Annotated in this window: 16 protein-coding genes; 12 read left to right on the forward strand and 4 right to left on the reverse strand. The window is 71.8% G+C overall.

What is annotated here, in order from left to right; genetic code table 11:
• Both AVW11_RS29365 and argF read left to right on the forward strand, forming a co-directional pair.
• Positions 1-150 (forward strand): arginine deiminase family protein (locus AVW11_RS29365; RefSeq protein ID WP_240528301.1); only part of this gene is annotated, 150 nt, incomplete at its 5' end.
• Positions 151-263: 113 nt separating this feature from the next.
• The gene (gene argF, locus AVW11_RS29370; protein WP_076046516.1) at positions 264-1,283 is read left to right on the forward strand and encodes an ornithine carbamoyltransferase; all 1,020 of its coding nucleotides are present in this window, start codon (positions 264-266) and stop codon (positions 1,281-1,283) included.
• On the opposite strand, the gene AVW11_RS29375 is transcribed toward argF, so the two are convergent.
• The gene (locus tag AVW11_RS29375; protein ID WP_060180530.1) at positions 1,284-1,733 is read right to left on the reverse strand and encodes an ATP-binding protein; all 450 of its coding nucleotides are present in this window, start codon (positions 1,731-1,733) and stop codon (positions 1,284-1,286) included.
• A 237-nt stretch (positions 1,734-1,970) separates the two neighbouring features.
• Between AVW11_RS29375 and AVW11_RS29380 the strand changes: the two genes are divergently transcribed.
• Positions 1,971-2,798 carry an enoyl-CoA hydratase family protein gene (locus AVW11_RS29380; protein ID WP_030849502.1) on the forward strand — a complete coding sequence of 276 codons (828 nt, stop codon included), beginning with the start codon at positions 1,971-1,973 and terminating at the stop codon, positions 2,796-2,798.
• A 4-nt stretch (positions 2,799-2,802) separates the two neighbouring features.
• Complete coding sequence (locus AVW11_RS29385; RefSeq protein WP_076046517.1) at positions 2,803-5,058, forward strand: bifunctional salicylyl-CoA 5-hydroxylase/oxidoreductase; 2,256 nt, start codon at positions 2,803-2,805, stop codon at positions 5,056-5,058.
• Positions 5,059-5,126: 68 nt separating this feature from the next.
• Here AVW11_RS29385 and AVW11_RS29390 read toward each other — a convergent pair whose 3' ends face one another.
• Positions 5,127-6,056 (reverse strand): acyl-ACP desaturase, encoded by a 930-nt coding sequence (locus AVW11_RS29390; RefSeq protein ID WP_060180528.1) that lies wholly within the window; start codon positions 6,054-6,056, stop codon positions 5,127-5,129.
• A 189-nt stretch (positions 6,057-6,245) separates the two neighbouring features.
• Here AVW11_RS29390 and AVW11_RS29395 point away from each other — a divergent pair, with 189 nt between their 5' ends.
• Positions 6,246-6,908 (forward strand): flavoprotein, encoded by a 663-nt coding sequence (locus tag AVW11_RS29395; protein WP_060180527.1) that lies wholly within the window; start codon positions 6,246-6,248, stop codon positions 6,906-6,908.
• A gap of 126 nt (positions 6,909-7,034) precedes the next feature.
• Here the strand turns inward: AVW11_RS29395 and AVW11_RS29400 are convergent, their stop codons facing one another.
• Together AVW11_RS29400 and AVW11_RS29405 are read right to left on the reverse strand one after the other, a co-directional pair.
• A complete protein-coding gene (locus AVW11_RS29400; RefSeq protein WP_060180526.1) occupies positions 7,035-7,289 on the reverse strand; it encodes an acyl carrier protein in 255 nt (84 codons plus the stop codon).
• A 38-nt stretch (positions 7,290-7,327) separates the two neighbouring features.
• Positions 7,328-7,987, reverse strand: coding sequence for a LuxR C-terminal-related transcriptional regulator (locus tag AVW11_RS29405; RefSeq protein ID WP_060180525.1), 660 nt, complete (start codon positions 7,985-7,987; stop codon positions 7,328-7,330).
• Between the two features lie 579 nt (positions 7,988-8,566).
• Between AVW11_RS29405 and AVW11_RS38105 the strand changes: the two genes are divergently transcribed.
• The 7 genes from AVW11_RS38105 to AVW11_RS29435 all read left to right on the forward strand — a co-directional run bounded on the left by AVW11_RS38105 (position 8,567) and on the right by AVW11_RS29435 (position 17,169).
• Complete coding sequence (locus tag AVW11_RS38105; RefSeq protein WP_199838250.1) at positions 8,567-8,797, forward strand: hypothetical protein; 231 nt, start codon at positions 8,567-8,569, stop codon at positions 8,795-8,797.
• A 111-nt stretch (positions 8,798-8,908) separates the two neighbouring features.
• Positions 8,909-11,551 (forward strand): class III lanthionine synthetase LanKC, encoded by a 2,643-nt coding sequence (lanKC, locus tag AVW11_RS29415; protein ID WP_076046518.1) that lies wholly within the window; start codon positions 8,909-8,911, stop codon positions 11,549-11,551.
• A 76-nt stretch (positions 11,552-11,627) separates the two neighbouring features.
• Positions 11,628-11,717 (forward strand): class III lanthipeptide, encoded by a 90-nt coding sequence (locus AVW11_RS38110; RefSeq protein ID WP_199838249.1) that lies wholly within the window; start codon positions 11,628-11,630, stop codon positions 11,715-11,717.
• A 144-nt stretch (positions 11,718-11,861) separates the two neighbouring features.
• Positions 11,862-13,391: a class I adenylate-forming enzyme family protein gene (locus AVW11_RS29420; RefSeq protein ID WP_079250847.1), complete on the forward strand. Its 1,530-nt coding sequence runs from the start codon at positions 11,862-11,864 to the stop codon at positions 13,389-13,391.
• 86 nt (positions 13,392-13,477) lie between these two features.
• Positions 13,478-14,743, forward strand: a complete 1,266-nt coding sequence (gene fabF / locus AVW11_RS29425) for a beta-ketoacyl-ACP synthase II (protein ID WP_060180522.1) — start codon at positions 13,478-13,480, stop codon at positions 14,741-14,743.
• Positions 14,743-15,378 (forward strand): GNAT family N-acetyltransferase, encoded by a 636-nt coding sequence (locus AVW11_RS29430; protein ID WP_076046519.1) that lies wholly within the window; start codon positions 14,743-14,745, stop codon positions 15,376-15,378. Before fabF ends, AVW11_RS29430 begins: the two co-directional genes overlap by 1 nt.
• A 27-nt stretch (positions 15,379-15,405) precedes the next feature.
• A complete protein-coding gene (locus AVW11_RS29435; RefSeq protein ID WP_076046520.1) occupies positions 15,406-17,169 on the forward strand; it encodes a fatty acyl-AMP ligase in 1,764 nt (587 codons plus the stop codon).
• Position 17,170: the final 1 nt, after the last annotated feature.

A 17,170-nucleotide genomic window follows, 5' to 3' on the forward strand; every position in this document is an offset into this window, starting at 1 on the left:
GTGGTCGTCGCCTACGAGCGCAACGTGACCACCAACACCCACCTGCGCAAGCAAGGCATCGAGGTGATCGAGATCCCGGGCAGCGAGCTCGGACGGGGCCGGGGCGGCCCGCGCTGCATGAGCTGTCCGGTGGAGCGGGACGCCGTCTGAACAGGCGGCCCTGCCGCCGGTCCGGGAGACCTCACACCGCCACTCTGTATATCAATGCAGTGCATCGTATAGACTTCCAGCATCCCCTGTCACCGTGACGCTGGAGCGACCCCATGGCCCCCGACCTCAAAGGCCGCAGTTTTCTCAAGGAGCTGGACTTCACGGCCGCCGAGTTCCGCGGCCTGATCGGGCTCGCCGCCGACCTGAAGGCGGCCAGGAGGGCCGGGGTCGAGCAGCGCCTGCTCCAGGGCAGGAACATCGCGCTGATCTTCGAGAAGACCTCGACGCGCACCCGCTGCGCCTTCGAGGTCGCCGCGGCGGACCAGGGGGCCCACACCGTCTACCTGGACCCGGCCGGCTCCCAGATGGGCCACAAGGAGTCCGTCCGCGACACCGCCCGGGTGCTGGGCCGCATGTTCGACGGCATCGAGTACCGGGGCGACAGCCAGGAGGCCGTCGAGGAACTCGCCGCGCACTCGGGCGTGCCCGTCTTCAACGGCCTGACCGACGACTGGCACCCCACCCAGATGCTGGCCGACGTCCTGACGATGACCGAGCACAGCACCAAGCCGCTGCACCGGATCGCTTTCGCGTACCTCGGCGACGCCCGTTTCAACATGGGCAACTCGTACCTCGTGACCGGCGCCCTGCTGGGCATGGACGTGCGGATCGTCGCGCCGAGGAGCTACTGGCCCGCCGAGCACGTGGTGGCCCAGGCGCGCAGGCTCGCGGCGGACAGCGGAGCGCGGATCACGCTGACCGAGGACGTCGCCGACGGCGTCGCCCAGGCCGACTTCGTCGTCACCGACGTCTGGGTGTCCATGGGGGAGCCCAAGGACGTCTGGGACGAGCGGATCGAGGCACTGTCCCCGTACGCCGTCACCATGGACGTGCTGCGGGCCACCGGGAACCCGGACGTGAAGTTCATGCACTGCCTGCCGGCCTTCCACGACCTGGGCACCAAGGTGGCCCGGGAGATCCACGAGCGGCACGGGCTGGACTCGCTGGAGGTCACCGACGAGGTGTTCGAGTCGGAGCACTCCGTCGTCTTCGACGAGGCCGAGAACCGGCTGCACACCATCAAGGCCGTACTCGTCGCCACGCTCGGCCGCCCCGGCCCGGGTGACGCATAGTCATACGCGGGACGTCGGCACGTCGGCCGGCCGGAGCCGCCGCGAGGGCAGGGTGAACCAGACCGCCTTGCCGCGCGGCGTGCGGCGGTGGCCGCAGGTGGAGCTCAGCGTCCGGACGAGCAGCAGTCCGCGGCCGTGCTCCTGCCAGGGGTCGGGGTCGGGGTGGGCGTCGTCCGGGCCGGCCGACAGCTCGCCGATCGGCTGCGGGTCGCCGTCGTGCACCTCGACCTGGCAGCCGTTCGCCAGGAGCTCCACGACGAGCTCGATCGGGTCGCACGCCGGGGTGTGCTCGACGGCGTTGGCGACCAGCTCCGCGGTCAGCAGCTCCGCCGTGTCCCTGTCGGCGGGCGCGTCGGCGTCCGCCAGCGCCGTGCGGACGAGGGCGCGGGCAAGGGGTACGGCGGCCGCCGCGTGGGGCAGGGTGATCCGCCAGGCGGGGTTCTCGGGCACTGCTGGATCCTCCTTTCCGTGAGGGCCGCGGCGTGTGTGGTGTGTGACGTGTGCGGTGTGTGACGTGTGCGGTGTTCGTGGCGTCAGGGAACTATCTCTTTCAACGATACGGAGTCGAAATTCGATCCCGCAGGGCACCCCTTCGGCGGGGTAGCGGGGCGGCGCCGGCGCGCGGCACGCGGCGCGCCTGTAGCGTTTCTCTGACGGTGGTCACAATCAGGTGATACCGTCGGTGGTGTGAGCCCCTTCACCGGTTCCACACCAGCGACCGAACGGTGGCACCACCTCCGGGTCACCCGGCGGGACGGCGTCGCCACCGTCACCTTCGACCGCCCCGAGAAGATCAACGCGCTCACCTTCGGCGCCTACGCCGACCTGCGCGACCTGCTCGCCGAACTGTCCCGCGAACGCTCCGTGCGCGCCCTCGTCCTGGGCGGCGAGGGCCGCGGCTTCTGCTCCGGCGGAGACGTCGACGAGATCATCGGCGCCACCCTCGCCATGGACACCGCCCAGCTCCTCGACTTCAACCGGATGACCGGCCAGGTCGTCCGCGCCATCCGTGAATGCCCCTTCCCGGTGATCGCCGCCGTACACGGCGTGGCCGCCGGCGCCGGAGCCGTCCTCGCGCTCGCCGCCGACTTCCGGATCGCCGACCCCACCGCACGCTTCGCCTTCCTCTTCACCCGCGTCGGCCTCTCCGGCGGCGACATGGGAGCCGCCTACCTGCTGCCCCGCGTCGTCGGCCTCGGCCACGCCACCCGCCTGCTGATGCTCGGCGAACCCGTCCACGCCCCCGAGGCCGAGCGGATCGGGCTGCTCAGCGAACTCACCGAGGAGGGCAAGGCCCACGTACGGGCCACCGAACTCGCCGCCCGCCTCGCCGCCGGCCCCTCCCTCGCCCACGCACAGACCAAGGCCCTGCTCACCGCCGAACTCGACATGCCGCTGGCCGCGTCCGTCGAGCTGGACGCGGCCACCCAGGCCCTGCTCATGAACGGCCACGATTACGCGGAGTTCCACGCGGCCTTCACCGGGAAGCGGCCGCCGGAGTGGAAGGGCAGGTAGCGCCATGCCCCTCGGCAGCACATTGCGGGTCGCCGTCGTCGGCGGCGGACCGGGAGGGCTGTACGCCGCCGCGCTGCTGGCCCGCCGGGGCCACACCGTGGAGGTGTGGGAACGCAACGCCCCGGACGACACCTTCGGCTTCGGCGTCGTCCTCTCCGACGAGACCCTCGGCGGCATCGAACGCGCCGACACCGTCGTCCACACCGCCCTCAGCGCACAGTTCGTGCGCTGGGACGACATCGACGTCGTGCACCGGGGACGGCTGCTGACCTCCGGCGGCCACGGCTTCGCCGCCATCGGACGGCGCCGACTGCTGGAGATCCTGCACGAGCGCTGCGCCGGGCTCGGCGTCCGGCTCCGCTTCCGCACCGCCGCCCCGGACGTCACCGAGCTGCGCGCCACCCACGACCTGGTGGTCGCGGCGGACGGCGTGCACAGCGCGATCCGCGAGGCCGACGCCGCCCACTACCGGCCCACCCTCACCGCGGGCCGCTGCCGCTACATCTGGCTCGCCGCCGACTTCGCCTTCGAGGCCTTCCGCTTCGAGATCGCCGAGACCGAGCACGGAGTCATGCAACTGCACGCCTACCCGTACGCGGCCGACGCCTCCACCGTCATCGTGGAGATGCGCGAGGAGGTCTGGCGGGCCGCGGGCCTCGACCTCTGCGACGAGGACGAATCGGCGGCCCGCTGCGCCAAGACCTTCAGCGAGGCCCTGCGCGGCCGGCCCCTGCACGGCAACCGCTCCGCCTGGACGCAGTTCCGCACCGTCGTCAACGAGCGCTGGTCCCACGGCAACGTGGCGCTCGTCGGCGACGCCGCGCACACCGCCCACTTCTCCATCGGCTCCGGCACCAAACTCGCGGTCGAGGACGCCCTCGCCCTCGCCGAAGCGGTGGACGCCTGCCCGGGGGACGTACCGGCCGCCCTCGCCGCGTACGAGGCGGCCCGCCGCCCGGCCGTCGCCAGCACCCAGCGGGCCGCCGCCGCCAGCAGCCGCTGGTTCGAGGAACTCGCCGGATACGTCGACCAGCCCGCCCGGCAGTTCGCCTTCAACCTCCTCACCCGCAGCCGCCGCGTCACGCACGACAACCTGCGGCTGCGCGACGAGCGCTTCACCCGGGCCGTGGAACGCGACTTCGGCTGCCCCGACGAGACCACCCCGCCCATGTTCACCCCGCTCACCCTGCGCGGCCTGACCCTGCGCAACCGGGTCGTCGTCTCACCCATGGACATGTACTCGGCCGAAGAAGGGGTGCCCGGCGACTTCCACCTCGTCCACCTCGGAGCACGAGCCCTCGGCGGGGCCGGCCTGGTGATGACCGAGATGGTCTGCGTCAGCGAAGAAGGCCGCATCACCCCCGGCTGCGCCGGCCTCTACACCCCGCAACAGGCCGCCGCCTGGCGGCGCATCGCCGACTTCGTCCACACCTCGGCCCCCGGCACCGCACTCGGCGTCCAGCTCGGCCACGCCGGCCGCAAGGGCTCGACCAAGGTCATGTGGGAGGGCATGGACGACCCCCTCCCGGAGGGCAACTGGCCGCTCGTGGCCGCCTCCGCACTGCCCTACCGGCCCGGCGTCTCCGCCCTTCCGCGCGCCCTGGAGCAGGCGGACCTGACCGCTCTGCGCTCCGACTTCGCGGCGGCCGCCGTCCGCGCCGCCGACAGCGGCTTCGACCTGCTCGAACTGCACTGCGCCCACGGCTACCTGCTCTCCGGCTTCCTCTCGCCGCTCACCAACCGGCGCGACGACGCCTACGGAGGCTGCCTGGAGAACCGCCTGCGCTTCCCGCTGGAGGTCTTCGACGCCGTCCGCGCGGTCTGGCCCGAGGAACGCCCCATGACCGTGCGCCTGTCGGCCACCGACTGGGCGCCCGGCGGCACCTCGCCCGAGGAGGCGGTGGAGATCGCCGCCGCGTTCGCCGCCCACGGCGCCGACGCCATCGACGTCTCCACCGGCCAGGTCGTCGCCGACGAGGCCCCCGAGTACGGACGCTCGTACCAGACCCCCTACGCCGACCGGATCCGGGGCGCGCTCGGCGTCCCCGTCATCGCCGTCGGGGCGATCTCCTCCTGGGACGACGTCAACTCCCTGCTGCTGGCGGGCCGGGCGGACCTGTGCGCCCTCGGCCGCCCCCACCTCTACGACCCCCACTGGACCCTGCACGCGGCCGCCGACCAGTCCTACGCGGGCCCGGCAGCCCCCTGGCCCGCCCCCTACCGCGCCGGCAGCCGCAAACCCCCCACGGGCCGAGCCTGACGCTCCGACCGCGTTGCCCTTTTCAGGCGGGGACGCCGGCGGGGGCTGTGCGGTGGGCGGCCCGGGGGTCAGGGGCGGGAGGTTCGGCGGGCGAGGATGGCGGCGCGGCGGTCCTCGAAGGAGGCCGCCTGTGTCTCCGCGGCGGCCAGGAAGGTGCCGAGTTCGTCCTGGTCCCGCAGGCCCTCCGGGCCGAGGCCGGTGCGGTCCAGCACATCGAGTTTGCGCAGCAGCGGCTGGACCACCTCGTCGAGGTGGACACGCAGGTTGTAGATGCCGTCGAGCGCCATGTTCGCCGCGGCGCGCTCGAATCCAGGCATTCCCCTTCCGGGCATGTGGAATCCGATGACGACGTCCTTGAGGGCGCGCATCGCCTGGTCGGGGGCGAGGGAAAAGGCGGAGTCGAGGACATTCCTGTAGAACAGCATGTGGAGGTTCTCGTCCATGGCGACCCGACCCAGAATTCGGTCGCACACCGGGTCTTCCGCGAGCCGGCCGGTATTCCGGTGGGAGACCCGCGTGGCCAGTTCCTGGATCGTCACGTAGGCGATCGAATCCAGGACGCCGCCCTCGTCCCCCCGGGACTGGTGCGACATGTGCTCCATGCGGGCCCGCTCCAGGGCCACCGGGTCGACCGCCCGTGACGCGAGCAGGTAGTCGCGGATGACGATGGAGTGGCGTGCCTCCTCGGCGGTCCAGCGGTGCAGCCATGCGCCCCAGGCATTGTCGCGGCCCAGGGCGGCGGCCAGTTCGTGGTGGTAGGAGGGGAGGTTGTCCTCGGTCAGCAGGTTCACCACCAGCGCGGTGCGGCTCGCGCGGGAGACGGGGGAGTCCTCGGGGGACCAGGCCGACCCGTCGAGCGGACCGTCGTAGTCCCGGCCCCGGCTCCAGGGCACGTACTCGTGGGGGAACCACTCACGGGCGGCGGCGAGATGCCGGTTCAGTTCCCTCTCCACCACCTCTTCGAGGGAATCGAGAATGCCGGAATCCGATATCTGCATGATGCTGTTCTCTCCCGCGCACGTCAGGGCATGGCACGTGCAGGCTAAAGCGGCGCGCATGGCGCGGGCAAGGTTGTCGATGTCATTCGAAAGGTGACCTGAAGATGCCCTTCCGGGAGGATCTCAAAGGTCGGTGAAAGTGATCGAGTGGCCTTTGACTCATGTTCGCGTGGAGTAGTGGAAGGCCTCATGGTGACGAAGCAGGACGCAGACCGCACCGGCGGAGAACAGGCTGTGCGCAGTGCCGGCAAGGCGGCGGGGGGCCGGCCCGAGATCACTCTGCCGCGCGGCCGGGTACTCCTGGTGGGGACCGGCGCCTTCGGGGTCACCGGCCTGCCGAGCTGGGCCCTGCTCATGCGCATGTGGTACGGGTGGTCGCTGCGCGCCGGACTCACACACTCGGCGGCAGCACTTGTGTCCGGCGACGCCCTGGCGGCTGCCACCCAGGCTCCCGTCGAAGGGCCGGAATGGCGGACCTCGGCGGGCGTCGTGCCGCACCTCGAACTCGCGGAGTGGCCCGACCTGGTGATCGTGGCGCCGGCGACGACGGCCTTCATCGCCAAGTGCGCCCTGGGCATGCCGGACAGCCTCGTGCTGAGCGCCGTACTCGCCACCCGCGCGCCCGTGGTCATCGCCCCCAGCATCCCTGAAAGCACGCTGGAGCGGCCGGCCGTGCGCCGCAACCTGGAGTCCCTGCGGCAGGACGGCTTTCATGTCGTGCCCCCGCGGCCCGGCGTCTCCGCCCACAAGGGCGGAGAGATCGCCTCGGGCATGCCGGACCTCGTCGCCACACTGCGCTTCGCGCAGCAGGTCCTGGAGCAGGGCCGGGAGGAGGCCCCCGAGCAGGGGTGAGAAGCCGCCGGGCACGCGGGTCCACTTCCCCCGCGGCCGCGTGCCCGGCAACGTGAAGACGCCGGTGTCCGGAGAGGTCTGCTCCGTACACCGGCGTCTTCGGCGCGGGGGCGGCCCCGCGCCGTGTCAGGCCTGAGCCCGCGCGATGATGTCGACGAGGTCGCCGACGGTCTGGATGGTGCTGTACTCGTCGTCGGCGATGTCCACGTTGAACTGGTCCTCGATGGCGGCGCTGAGCTCGACCATCAGCAGGGAGTCGACGTCGAGGTCGTCCCGGAAGTGGCTCTCGCGGGTGACGGTGTCGGCCGGAACTTCCGCGATCTCCTCGAGCAGGGCGGTCACTGCCTCGAAGAGCTTCTCGGTGGTGATGGTGCTGGACATTCTGAACTTCCCCTTTTTTGAAATCGACTGACGTAATCTCAGAGAGCGGTTGGGTGGAGATTGCGCACGACGAGCGCGGCCTCCACCCGGCTACGCATTCCCAACTTGTTGAGCGTGCGACTGACATGCGTCTTGACGGTGTTCTCGGAAACGGAAAGACGCGAGGCGATCTGCTGATTCGACAGCCCTCGGCTGACGTGCTCCATCACCTCGAGCTCACGCGAGGTCAATGCGCTTCTGAGCCGTTCCCCGTCGATGCGATCGACGGCGGAAATATTGTGGTCGGCAACAGTTTCCACCAGTGTACGCACGGCGGCCGGCTCGATGAATCCGCATCCGGACACTATCTGTTGGGCCACGCCGATCAATTCTTCGGCGGTCGCGCTATTGTACAACCAGCCCACGGCGCCGGAACCGAGAAGATGCAGCGCATCCCGATCGCGGCCCTCCTCGGCGAGCATCAGGACGTCGGCGTCGCTCTGCTCCTTGATGGCCCGGATCGCCGCCGCCCGTTCGGAGGCATTCCCGCGCGCCTCCATTATGACGAGATCGGGCTGGTGGACCTCCGCGGCCCGCACGGCCTGGTCGGCGTCCGCGGCCTCCACCACGGCCTCGGTTTCCGGCCAGCGTTGCAGGACTTGCGAGAGCGCCGCCCGGACTAGGTCCTCTTCGTGGAAGACTACTAACTTGACGGCCATGACACTTCCCCCTTATTGCGGTTGCCCCGGGTTGCGGGGCGTCACCACCTTGCGGTTCGATCTTCGCAGGTGGGGGCGGGCGCACCAACTTCGGGGGGTGGGTAATGCGTTGGTCAACTAAGGGACTACGGGGAGTACTCATCAAGGTGGAGGACGCCGGTTCGGGCGAGGCCGCAGACTGGTTCCGCCGCCGAGAAAGCGCAACTTCCCGGCCAAGCGGCAAGAACCAGGCCTAGAGGTGAACCAGCCATTCTGTACCTGATCATTCTTTGTGACATCCTCTTCTGGGTCCTGCTGGCAGCCGGCCTGGCCGCTCGCTATGTCAAGGGGTGGAAGCGGCTCGGCGGCGGCATCCTGCTCTGTGTTCCCCTGCTGGACGTCGTCCTGCTCGGTGCCACGGTCATCAGCCTCAAGGGCGGTGCCGAGGTCGGCATTTGGCACGGGCTGTCGGCCGCATACCTGGGGTTCACCGTTGCTTTCGGCCACGACACCCTGCGGTGGGCGGACGAGAAGTTCGGCCGGCGCTTCGGCGGCGTCCCGGAAACGCCGCGAGAGGTCCTGTACGGCAGGGACCGCGTCATGCGCGAATGGCGCTCATGGCTGCGGTTCCTGCTCGCCTACACGGTGAGTTGCGCACTGCTCATCGGAATGACCTGGTTCGTAGGCGGAGTCGAACGGGGGGCGCTCCTCCTGGCGTGGCTGAACCCCCTGACCAAAATCCTGATCTACAGCCTCGTCTGGCCGGTCATCGTGACGATCCGGCCGGGACGGGAACCGGAAGAGACGGCGCCGCGTACCACCGCGGAATAGCGGCCGGCGGCCCACTCCGAGAGCCGGAACATCGCGTACACGCCGAGCCCCACGCGGCCTGCGTGCCCTGACCCACACATTCGCTCCCCCCTGTTCGGAATTAGGTAGACGATGATTGAACAGCGCCATCTGTACGGGTGGGCGGACCCGGTGTTCTACGAGGCACCGGGAGAACAGCTCGGCGAGACAAGGAAGTTCGGCGCGGCCGTGCGCGACCTGCCGGACGGCTGGACCCGTACCGCCCGAGGCGTGTGGACGGTGCTGCGGCCGCCGGGCGCGAACCTGCCCGACCAGGGCTGGAAGATCCACGTGTCGGCCGTCGGCGAGGACGCCGAGGACACCGTCTCCACGGTGTCGGACTACTGCACCGAGCACGGCACGGCGCACAAGTTCCTCGGCGGCATGGACCTGTTCGAGCTGTTCAACGCCAAGTACATGCCCCGGCAGGGCAGCGGGAAGCTCATCACGGTCTACCCGGCCGACGAAGCGGAGCTGGAGCGGACCCTGCGGGGACTGGACGCCCTGCTCGGCGGCCGCCCCGGCCCCCACGTGCTCACCGACCTCCGCTGGAACGAAGGCCCCCTGCACGTCCGCTACGGCGCGTTCCGTGAGCGCTACCTCGTCGATGAGCGGGGCCACCGGGTCCCCGCCCTGGCCGGCCCCGACGGCACCCTCGTGCCCGACGAGCGCAAGCCGGGCTGCTACGCCCCGGCGTGGGTCGAGGTGCCCTCCTTCCTCACGGAGCAGCCGCCCGCGAGCGGCGGAGGCCTGAAGCAGCACGGCTACCGCGTACTGCGGGCCCTGCACTTCTCCAACGGCGGCGGCGTGTACCTCGCGGAGCGCGAGGCCGACGGGCGCACGCTGGTCCTCAAGGAGGCGCGCCCCGGCGCCGGCCTGGACTCCCGGGGACGCGACGCGGTCGCCCGGCTGGAGCGCGAGGGCTGGGCCCTGGAGCGGCTCGTCGGCATCGAGGGCGTACCCGAGCTGTACGACCGTTTCACCGTGGGCGGACACCGCTTCCTCGCGATGGAGTACGTCGACGGCGAGATGCTGTGGCTCTGGCTGGCGACGTACCACCCGCTGCTCTTCTCCGGTTCCGGCCACGCGGAGGAAGCCGCCTACGCGGACCGCGCCATGGCCCTCGCGGACCGGGTGGAACAGCTCGTCGACGCCGTGCACGAGCGCGGTGTGGTCTTCGGTGACCTGCACCCCGGCAACATCCTGGTCACCGAGGACGGGCGGGTCGGCCTCATCGACTTCGAGGCCGCCTTCCCCGCCGACGAGCCGGCCGGCCGCTCCGCCCTCGGGGCCCAGGGGTTCATGGCGCCGGACGGCTTCCACGGCCCCGCAGTGGACCACTACGCGCTCGCCGCCCTGCGTGCCTGGTTCCTGCTTCCGCTGAACCGGCTCGCTGCCCTGTCCCCCGGCAGGGAGCTCGGCTGGATCCACGCCGCGGAGCAGCGCTTCGGGCACCTGCTCGCCCCCGGCGTACTGAAGACGATCACCGAACGGCTGACTCCGCCCCGGCCGGCCGACGCGGTCGGCGACGGGCCGGTGCCGCCGCGGCGGGCCCGGCTGCGCCGTCGCCGCGAGGAACTCCTCGGCCTGCCCTGCGAGGTGACGCCGGGGGGCCCGGGAACCGACTGGGACGCCGTACGCCAGTCCCTCGCGGAGGGCATCCTGACCGGTGCCACCCCGCACCGCCGTGACCGTCTCTTCCCGGGCGACGCCGAGCAGTTCTCCACCGACGGGGCGTGCTTCGCGTACGGAGCGGCGGGCGTGCTCTGGGCCCTCGACGCGGCCGGGCGGGGACGCTACCCGGACCACGAGGAGTGGCTGCTGGAGCGGGTGCGGGACGGCCTCCACCCGGTGCCCGGGTTCTACACGGGCCTGCACGGAACCGCGCACGTCCTGGCGGGATTCGGTCATGACGAGGAGGCCCTGTGGCTGGTCGGGCAGGCCGACGCGAACGTCGACCGGCTCCGCGACCCGGGACTCTTCCGCGGCCTGTCCGGGATCGGCCTGAACCTCGTCCACCTGGCCCGGCGCTACGGCGACGACCGGCTGCTCGCCCGTGCCGCCGGCCTCGCCGATCGGGTCGCCGCCCTCGTCGACGACCCGGCGCTGCCCGGCGCGCCCGGCACCGCCCAGGCGGGGCTGATGCGCGGATGGTCCGGCCCGGCCCTGTTCCTGATACGGATGTACGAGGCGACCGGCGACGAGCGCCACCTCGACCGCGCGGCCCGCGCCCTCGGCCTGGACCTCGCCGGATGCGTGCCCCAGAGCAACGGCAGCCTCCAGGTGGCGGACCGGGGCGTCCGCACGCTCGCCTACCTCGACGTGGGCAGCGGCGGTATCGCCCTGGTCGCCGACGAACTGCTGGAGCACCGTGACGATCCGGCTCTCGCCGAGGCAGTCACCGGCATCCGGCGCGCCTGCGAGGCGGAGTTCGTCGTCGAACCCCACCTGCTGAACGGACGCTCGGGCCTGATGGCGGTGGTCTCCCGACTCGCCCGGCGCGACACGGAGGGCCGGGCGAGGGCGGCCGTGTCCCTGCACCTGGAGCGCCTGGCCTGGCACGCGCTCGCCCACCGGGGACACCTGGCGTTCGCCGGGGAGCAGTCCTACCGCCTGTCGTCGGACCTGGCGACCGGATCCGCGGGCATCCTGCTCGGCATCACCGCGGCGGTCGACGGCGCAGCGCCCTTCCTGCCGTTCTTCGGCCCCCGCCCTGTCCCGTCCGGGCCTCGCTGAGCCGAGCCCACCCCAAGTCGTGGCCCCGCCGACCCGGCGGGGTCGTCCCGACGATGCCCCGAAGGAGGTGATCAACGTGGAGTCCATCCTCGACCTGCAGGAGCTGGAGACCTCTCAGGAGGAGTCGGCCCTGATGGCGGCCAGCACGGTCAGCAACAACTGCTGACGACCGCTCCGCAGCGGTGAAGCGGTGGCGTGAGCCGAGGCCAATTCGGCTCACGCCACCCCCAGCATGCCCCGTCCCGGCCACGGGACCCACACCGGACCTCCCGTCCGGCCCACACCAGACATCCGAGGAGCAGGACTCGCCATGGCCCAGCGGAACACGGTGCACCCCCGCCGCGGTGCCGCGCCCGCCCTGCGGATACTCGACGCCCGCGACCCCGGGCAGGGCCACGACGGCCACGACGGGGCGCTCACCGCCGCACGGCTGCTGGCCGCGCGGGGGGTCGGTGCGGGGACCCGGGTCCTGGTGAAGGCCGGGAACTCGCCCCTCCACGTCATGGCCTTCCTGGGCCTCGTCCACCTGGGCGCGTCCGTCGTGCTCGTCGACACCGAGCAGCCGGAGCACGACACACGGGTGTCCGCGGCCGCCGCCGGCGTGCGGTTCGCGGTGGTGGACGACGAGTCGGACCTGCCACCCGGCTGCCCCGGCATCACCACCGGGGCCCTCGCCTCGGCGCCGGTCCCGGCCGCGGGCCCGCAGCCCGCGTCGGCGCCGCCCGGGCCGTTCGGCTTCGAGCGGTGGCGGGCACGGCCGGACGCGCTCGTGCTGTGGTCGTCCGGCACCACCGGCGCCTCCAAGGGCATCGTCAAATCGGGTCGTTCCGTTCTCGGGAACCTGGAGCGGACCAGGCTGCTCATGCCGTACCGGGAGGACGACGTCTACCTCCCGCTGCTGCCCTTCTCCCACCAGTACGGCATCTCGATGGTGCTGCTCGCGGCGCTGGGCGGAGGCTCACTCCTCGTCGCCCCGTACGGCCGACTCGACCGGGCGCTGGACGCCGGCGCGCGATGCGGCGCCACCGTGGTCGACGCCACCCCCGCAACGTACCGGAGCGTCGTCAACCTGATGCGCCGCCGCCCCGCACTGTGCGCGGGGCTGGACGGGGTACGCATGTGGTGCACCGGCGGCGCCCCCTTCGACCCGATGTTGCAGGAGGACTTCGTCCGGACCGCGGGCGGGCCCCTGCTCGACGGATACGGCAGCACGGAGGCGGGCAACATCGCCTACGCCACCCCCGACAACCCGGCGGGCTGCGGCCGGGTCCTGCCCGGCCTGAAGGTGCGCATCACCGACCCGTCCGGCCTGCCGCTGCCCGCCGGTGAGGTCGGCGAGATCCGGATCACCGGCGCGGACCTGATGGCGGGCTACCTGACGGCGGACGGAAAACTGACCCCGCCCCCGTCCACCGCCGACCACCCTACGGGCGACGTGGGCTGTTTCGACCACGCGGGCAACCTGCACGTACTCGGCCGCAACGCCGCCGTCCACCGGCTGGGGCACACGCTCTACCCCGACGTCCTGGAACGCAAGGCGGAGTCGTCCTGCGGCCGACCCGTGCGGGTCGTCCCGCTCACGGACGAACGGCGAGGACACGCCCTCGTGTTCGTCGTCGAGGACCCGGACGCCGGCGATCCACGCGTATGGCGCCGACGCCTCTGCGAGGCACTGCCCGGCTACGAACACCCCAACCACGTCCTGGTGACCGACCGCTTCCCGATCACCCGCCGGGGCAAGACCGACACCCGCAGGCTGCGGGAGTGGACCGTGCAGCGGCTCGCCCACACGGCCCGGCCCGGCAGCACCTTCGTACCCGCAGTCGCGGCCCAGGACTGAACACGCCCGCTGCGCCCCCTCGCGGCGCCGCAACCACCGCATGCCCGGACAGGGCGGACACCTCAACGAACACCGAAGGACTTCCCATGCCCAACCCCTCGGACAGCGGCGTCGGCCGCCGACGCGTCGTCATCACCGGAGCGGGTGTGGTCACCGCGCTCGGCAACACCGTCGAGGACCTCTGGGCCGCGCTGGTCGCGGGCCGCAGCGGCATCGGACCGATCACCCGGTTCGACGCCTCCGACCTGCCCACCCGCATCGCGGCCGAGGTCGTCGACTTCGATCCGCTGGAGTACATGTCCCGGCGCGAGAGCCGCCGCATGGACCACTTCGGCCGCTACGCCGTCGCGGCGTCCGTCCAGGCCATGAAGCAGTCCGGCCTCGAAATGCCCGAAGGCACCGGACACCGCCTCGGCGTGCTCATCGGGTCCGGCTACGGCGCCAACATCGCCGGCATCGCAGCCGTCGAGCAGATGCTGGAGCGCGGCCCCAAGTCCATCAACTCCAACTACGCCATCGGCGGCGCCCCGGACAACCCTTCCGGCGAGGTGGCCATGCGCTACGGCGCCGAAGGCCCCACCGGCGCCATCATCACGGCCTGCGCCACGGGCGCCACCTGCGTGGGCGAAGCCGTCCACATGATCCGTGCCGGACGCGTCGACGCGGTGATCGCCGGGGGTGCCGACGACCCGATCAGCCGGCTCGACGTGGCCGCCATGGCCAACCTGCGGGCACTGACCCGCCGCAACGACGAACCGCACAGGGCCAGCCGTCCCTTCGACCGCGCCCGGGACGGATTCGTGTTCGGGGCCGGCGCCGGCATCGTCGTCGTCGAGGAGCTCGAGCACGCACTGCGCCGGGGTGCGCCCATCCTGGCCGAGATCGTCGGGTACGGGGCCACGACCGACGCCTACCACTCGACCGCCCCCCACCCCGAGGGCCTCGGCGCCCGGCGCGCCCTCACCGCGGCCCTGGAGGACGGCGGACTGCGCCCCGAGGACGTCGACTACATCAACGCACACGGCACCAGCACCGTCCTCAACGACCGCACCGAGGTGGAGACGATACGGGCGGTGTTCGGCGACCACGCCACCCGCATCCCGATCAGCTCCATCAAGTCGATGATCGGCCACCTGATCGCCGGTGCGGGCACGGTGGAACTGATCGCCACGATGCAGGCCATGGCCCACGGGATCGTGCCGCCCACCCTCAACTGCGACGACCCCGAGGACACGGAGCTCAACTTCGTCCCCAACCGGGCCCAGGAGCACACCGTACGGACGGCCATCAGCAACTCCTTCGGGTTCGGCGGCCACAATGCCGTACTGGCCGTACGCCGCTGGGAGGGCTGATGCGGGGGGACTTCGTCTCGCTCCAGCGCTGCACCGAGGCCGACTTCGAGCGCATCGCCGACTGGTCGATGACCGCCGCCAGCACCTATTCCTCGGGCGCCCGGCAGCTGCTCACCGGCCCGGAGATCCAGCAGGCCGCCCGTCAGGGCGGCATGTCCTTCCTGATGGTCGTCACCCACGAGGGCGAGCGGATCGGCGCGGTCAACTGGGGTCCGCTGGCCTACCACGGCAGCTACACCATCGGGTCGGTCATCGGAGCCTCCGGTCTGTGGACCCAGGGCTACGGGGTCGAGGCGAACGTCCTCCTCCTCAACCACCTCTTCCACGCGCTCGACGCCCGCAGGGTGCAGATGACCCTCGGCACCCACAACAAGCACATGCTGCAGATCATCGTCGACGCGGGATTCGTCGTCGAGGGCGTCCTGCGCGACTACTTCTTCGTCGACGGACGCCACTTCGACGCCGTGACCTGTTCCCTGCTCCGCGAGGAGTTCTACGCCCTCGCCCGGACGGCGGAACTCGGCCTCGCCGCCGACACGGTCCCTGCGCAGGACAAGGCCGACGCCCGACGGCTGCTCACCGAGCACCTCGAGCACCGGTCCGCCACCTACCTGCGCGACCTCTTCGAGCGCTGAACCCGCTCGCACGAGAAAGATCCACACATGCCACTCTCTGGTCCGGAACGACTTCCCGGCGAGGCGGCCGGCGATCTGGTGACCCTGGTCCGCCGCAACGCCGCCACAGCCGGGTCCGCGCCCGCCTTCACCTTCGTGGAGTACGCGAAGGACCGCCGGGGCGTCCCCACCGGCCTCAGCTACCGGCAGCTCGACGCGAGGGCCCGCGCCGCGGCCGAGGCGGTGCTGCGGCACTGCGCCCCGGGAGACCGCGCCGCCGTGCTGGCCCCGCAGGGGTTGGACTACCTCGTGGGCTTCCTCGGCTGCCTGTACGCCGGAGTCATCGCCGTACCCCTCCACGCGCCGGAGGCGTACCGGAGCAACGACCGCCTCCGGGGCATCCTGCGGGACAGCGCCCCGGCCTGCCTCCTGACCGTCGCCGAGAGCGTGGAGGCCGTGCGGGAGCTGGGCCGCACGGACCTGGGGGACGAACTGCCCGTCGTACGGCTCGACGAGCTGCCCCGGACGCCGGCTGCCGCGGGCGGCCCCCCGGTGCGGCCGGAGGCACCCGCCTACCTGCAGTACACCTCCGGGTCCACGTCCTCGCCCCGGGGCGTGATCGTCAGCCACGGGAACCTGCTCGCCGCCGCCCGCCAGAGCAGCGTGCGCTCCCAGCTCGTCGCCGAGGACGTCATCGTGTCCTGGCTGCCGTACTTCCACGACCTCGGGCTCATCACCGGCGTGGCCATGCCGCTCAGCGTCGGCGCGCACGCCGTGCACCTGAGCCCCACGGCGTTCATCCAGCGGCCCCACCGCTGGCTCGAACTCGTCAGCCGCCACCGCGGCACGTGGACCGCGGCCCCCAACTTCGCCCTGGATTTGTGCGTGCGCCGCGTGACCGCCGAACAGCGCGCCGGACTGCGCCTGGACTCCCTGCACACCCTGTGCAACGGCAGTGAACAGGTCCGCCCCAAGAGCGTCGTGGCGTTCACCGAGGCCTTCGCCCCGTGCGGATTCACACTGAGCGGGCACGCTCCCGGCTACGGCCTGGCCGAGGCGACCCTCGGCGTGACCACCGCCCCGGACGGTGCGGTGATCCGCTCCTTCGACCGCGACGCCGTCGCACGCGGCACGGCGCTGCCCTGCGACGCGGACGCCCCGCGGGCCTGGGGCCTCGTCGGCTGCGGCACCCCGCTGCCCGGTCTGCACGTGGCCGTCGCCGACCCCGGGACGGGTCAGGAGGTGCCGGACGGGACCGTCGGCGAGATCTGGGTCAGCGGGCCCAACGTGGCGGCGGGCTACTGGCGCCGACCGCAGGAGACGGCCGACACGTTCGGGGCCGTCCTCACCACCGCCGACGGCGGGGCCACGGGGCCCGTCTGGCTGCGCACCGGCGACCTGGGCTTCCTGAGCGAGAAGGAGCTCTTCCTCACAGGACGCCGCAAGGACCTCGTCATCATCGACGGCCGCAACCACTACCCCGGGGACGTCGAGGCGACCGTCACGGACGCGCTGGCCGTGCTCGAGCCCGCCGCGGTGGCCGCCTTCGCCGCCCCCGGCGACGCCGGTGAACGGCTCGTGATCGCCGTCGAACTGCGCCGCGCACGCCGTGCCCGGCCCGACCTCACCCGGGACGAGGCGGTGCGCACCGCGCGCCGGGCGGTGTCCGTGCACCACGGCGTCGACGTCGCCGAGGTGGTGTTCGTCCGTCCGGGGGCACTGCCCAAGACCAGCAGCGGGAAGATCCGCCGCGGATCCTGTGCCGCCGCCTTCGCCGAAGGCTCCCTGTACCACGACGAGACGGAATGGTGAC

Origin of the sequence: Streptomyces amritsarensis (assembly GCF_001953875.1) — a bacterium.
In the GTDB taxonomy this organism is placed as follows: domain Bacteria; phylum Actinomycetota; class Actinomycetes; order Streptomycetales; family Streptomycetaceae; genus Streptomyces; species Streptomyces amritsarensis.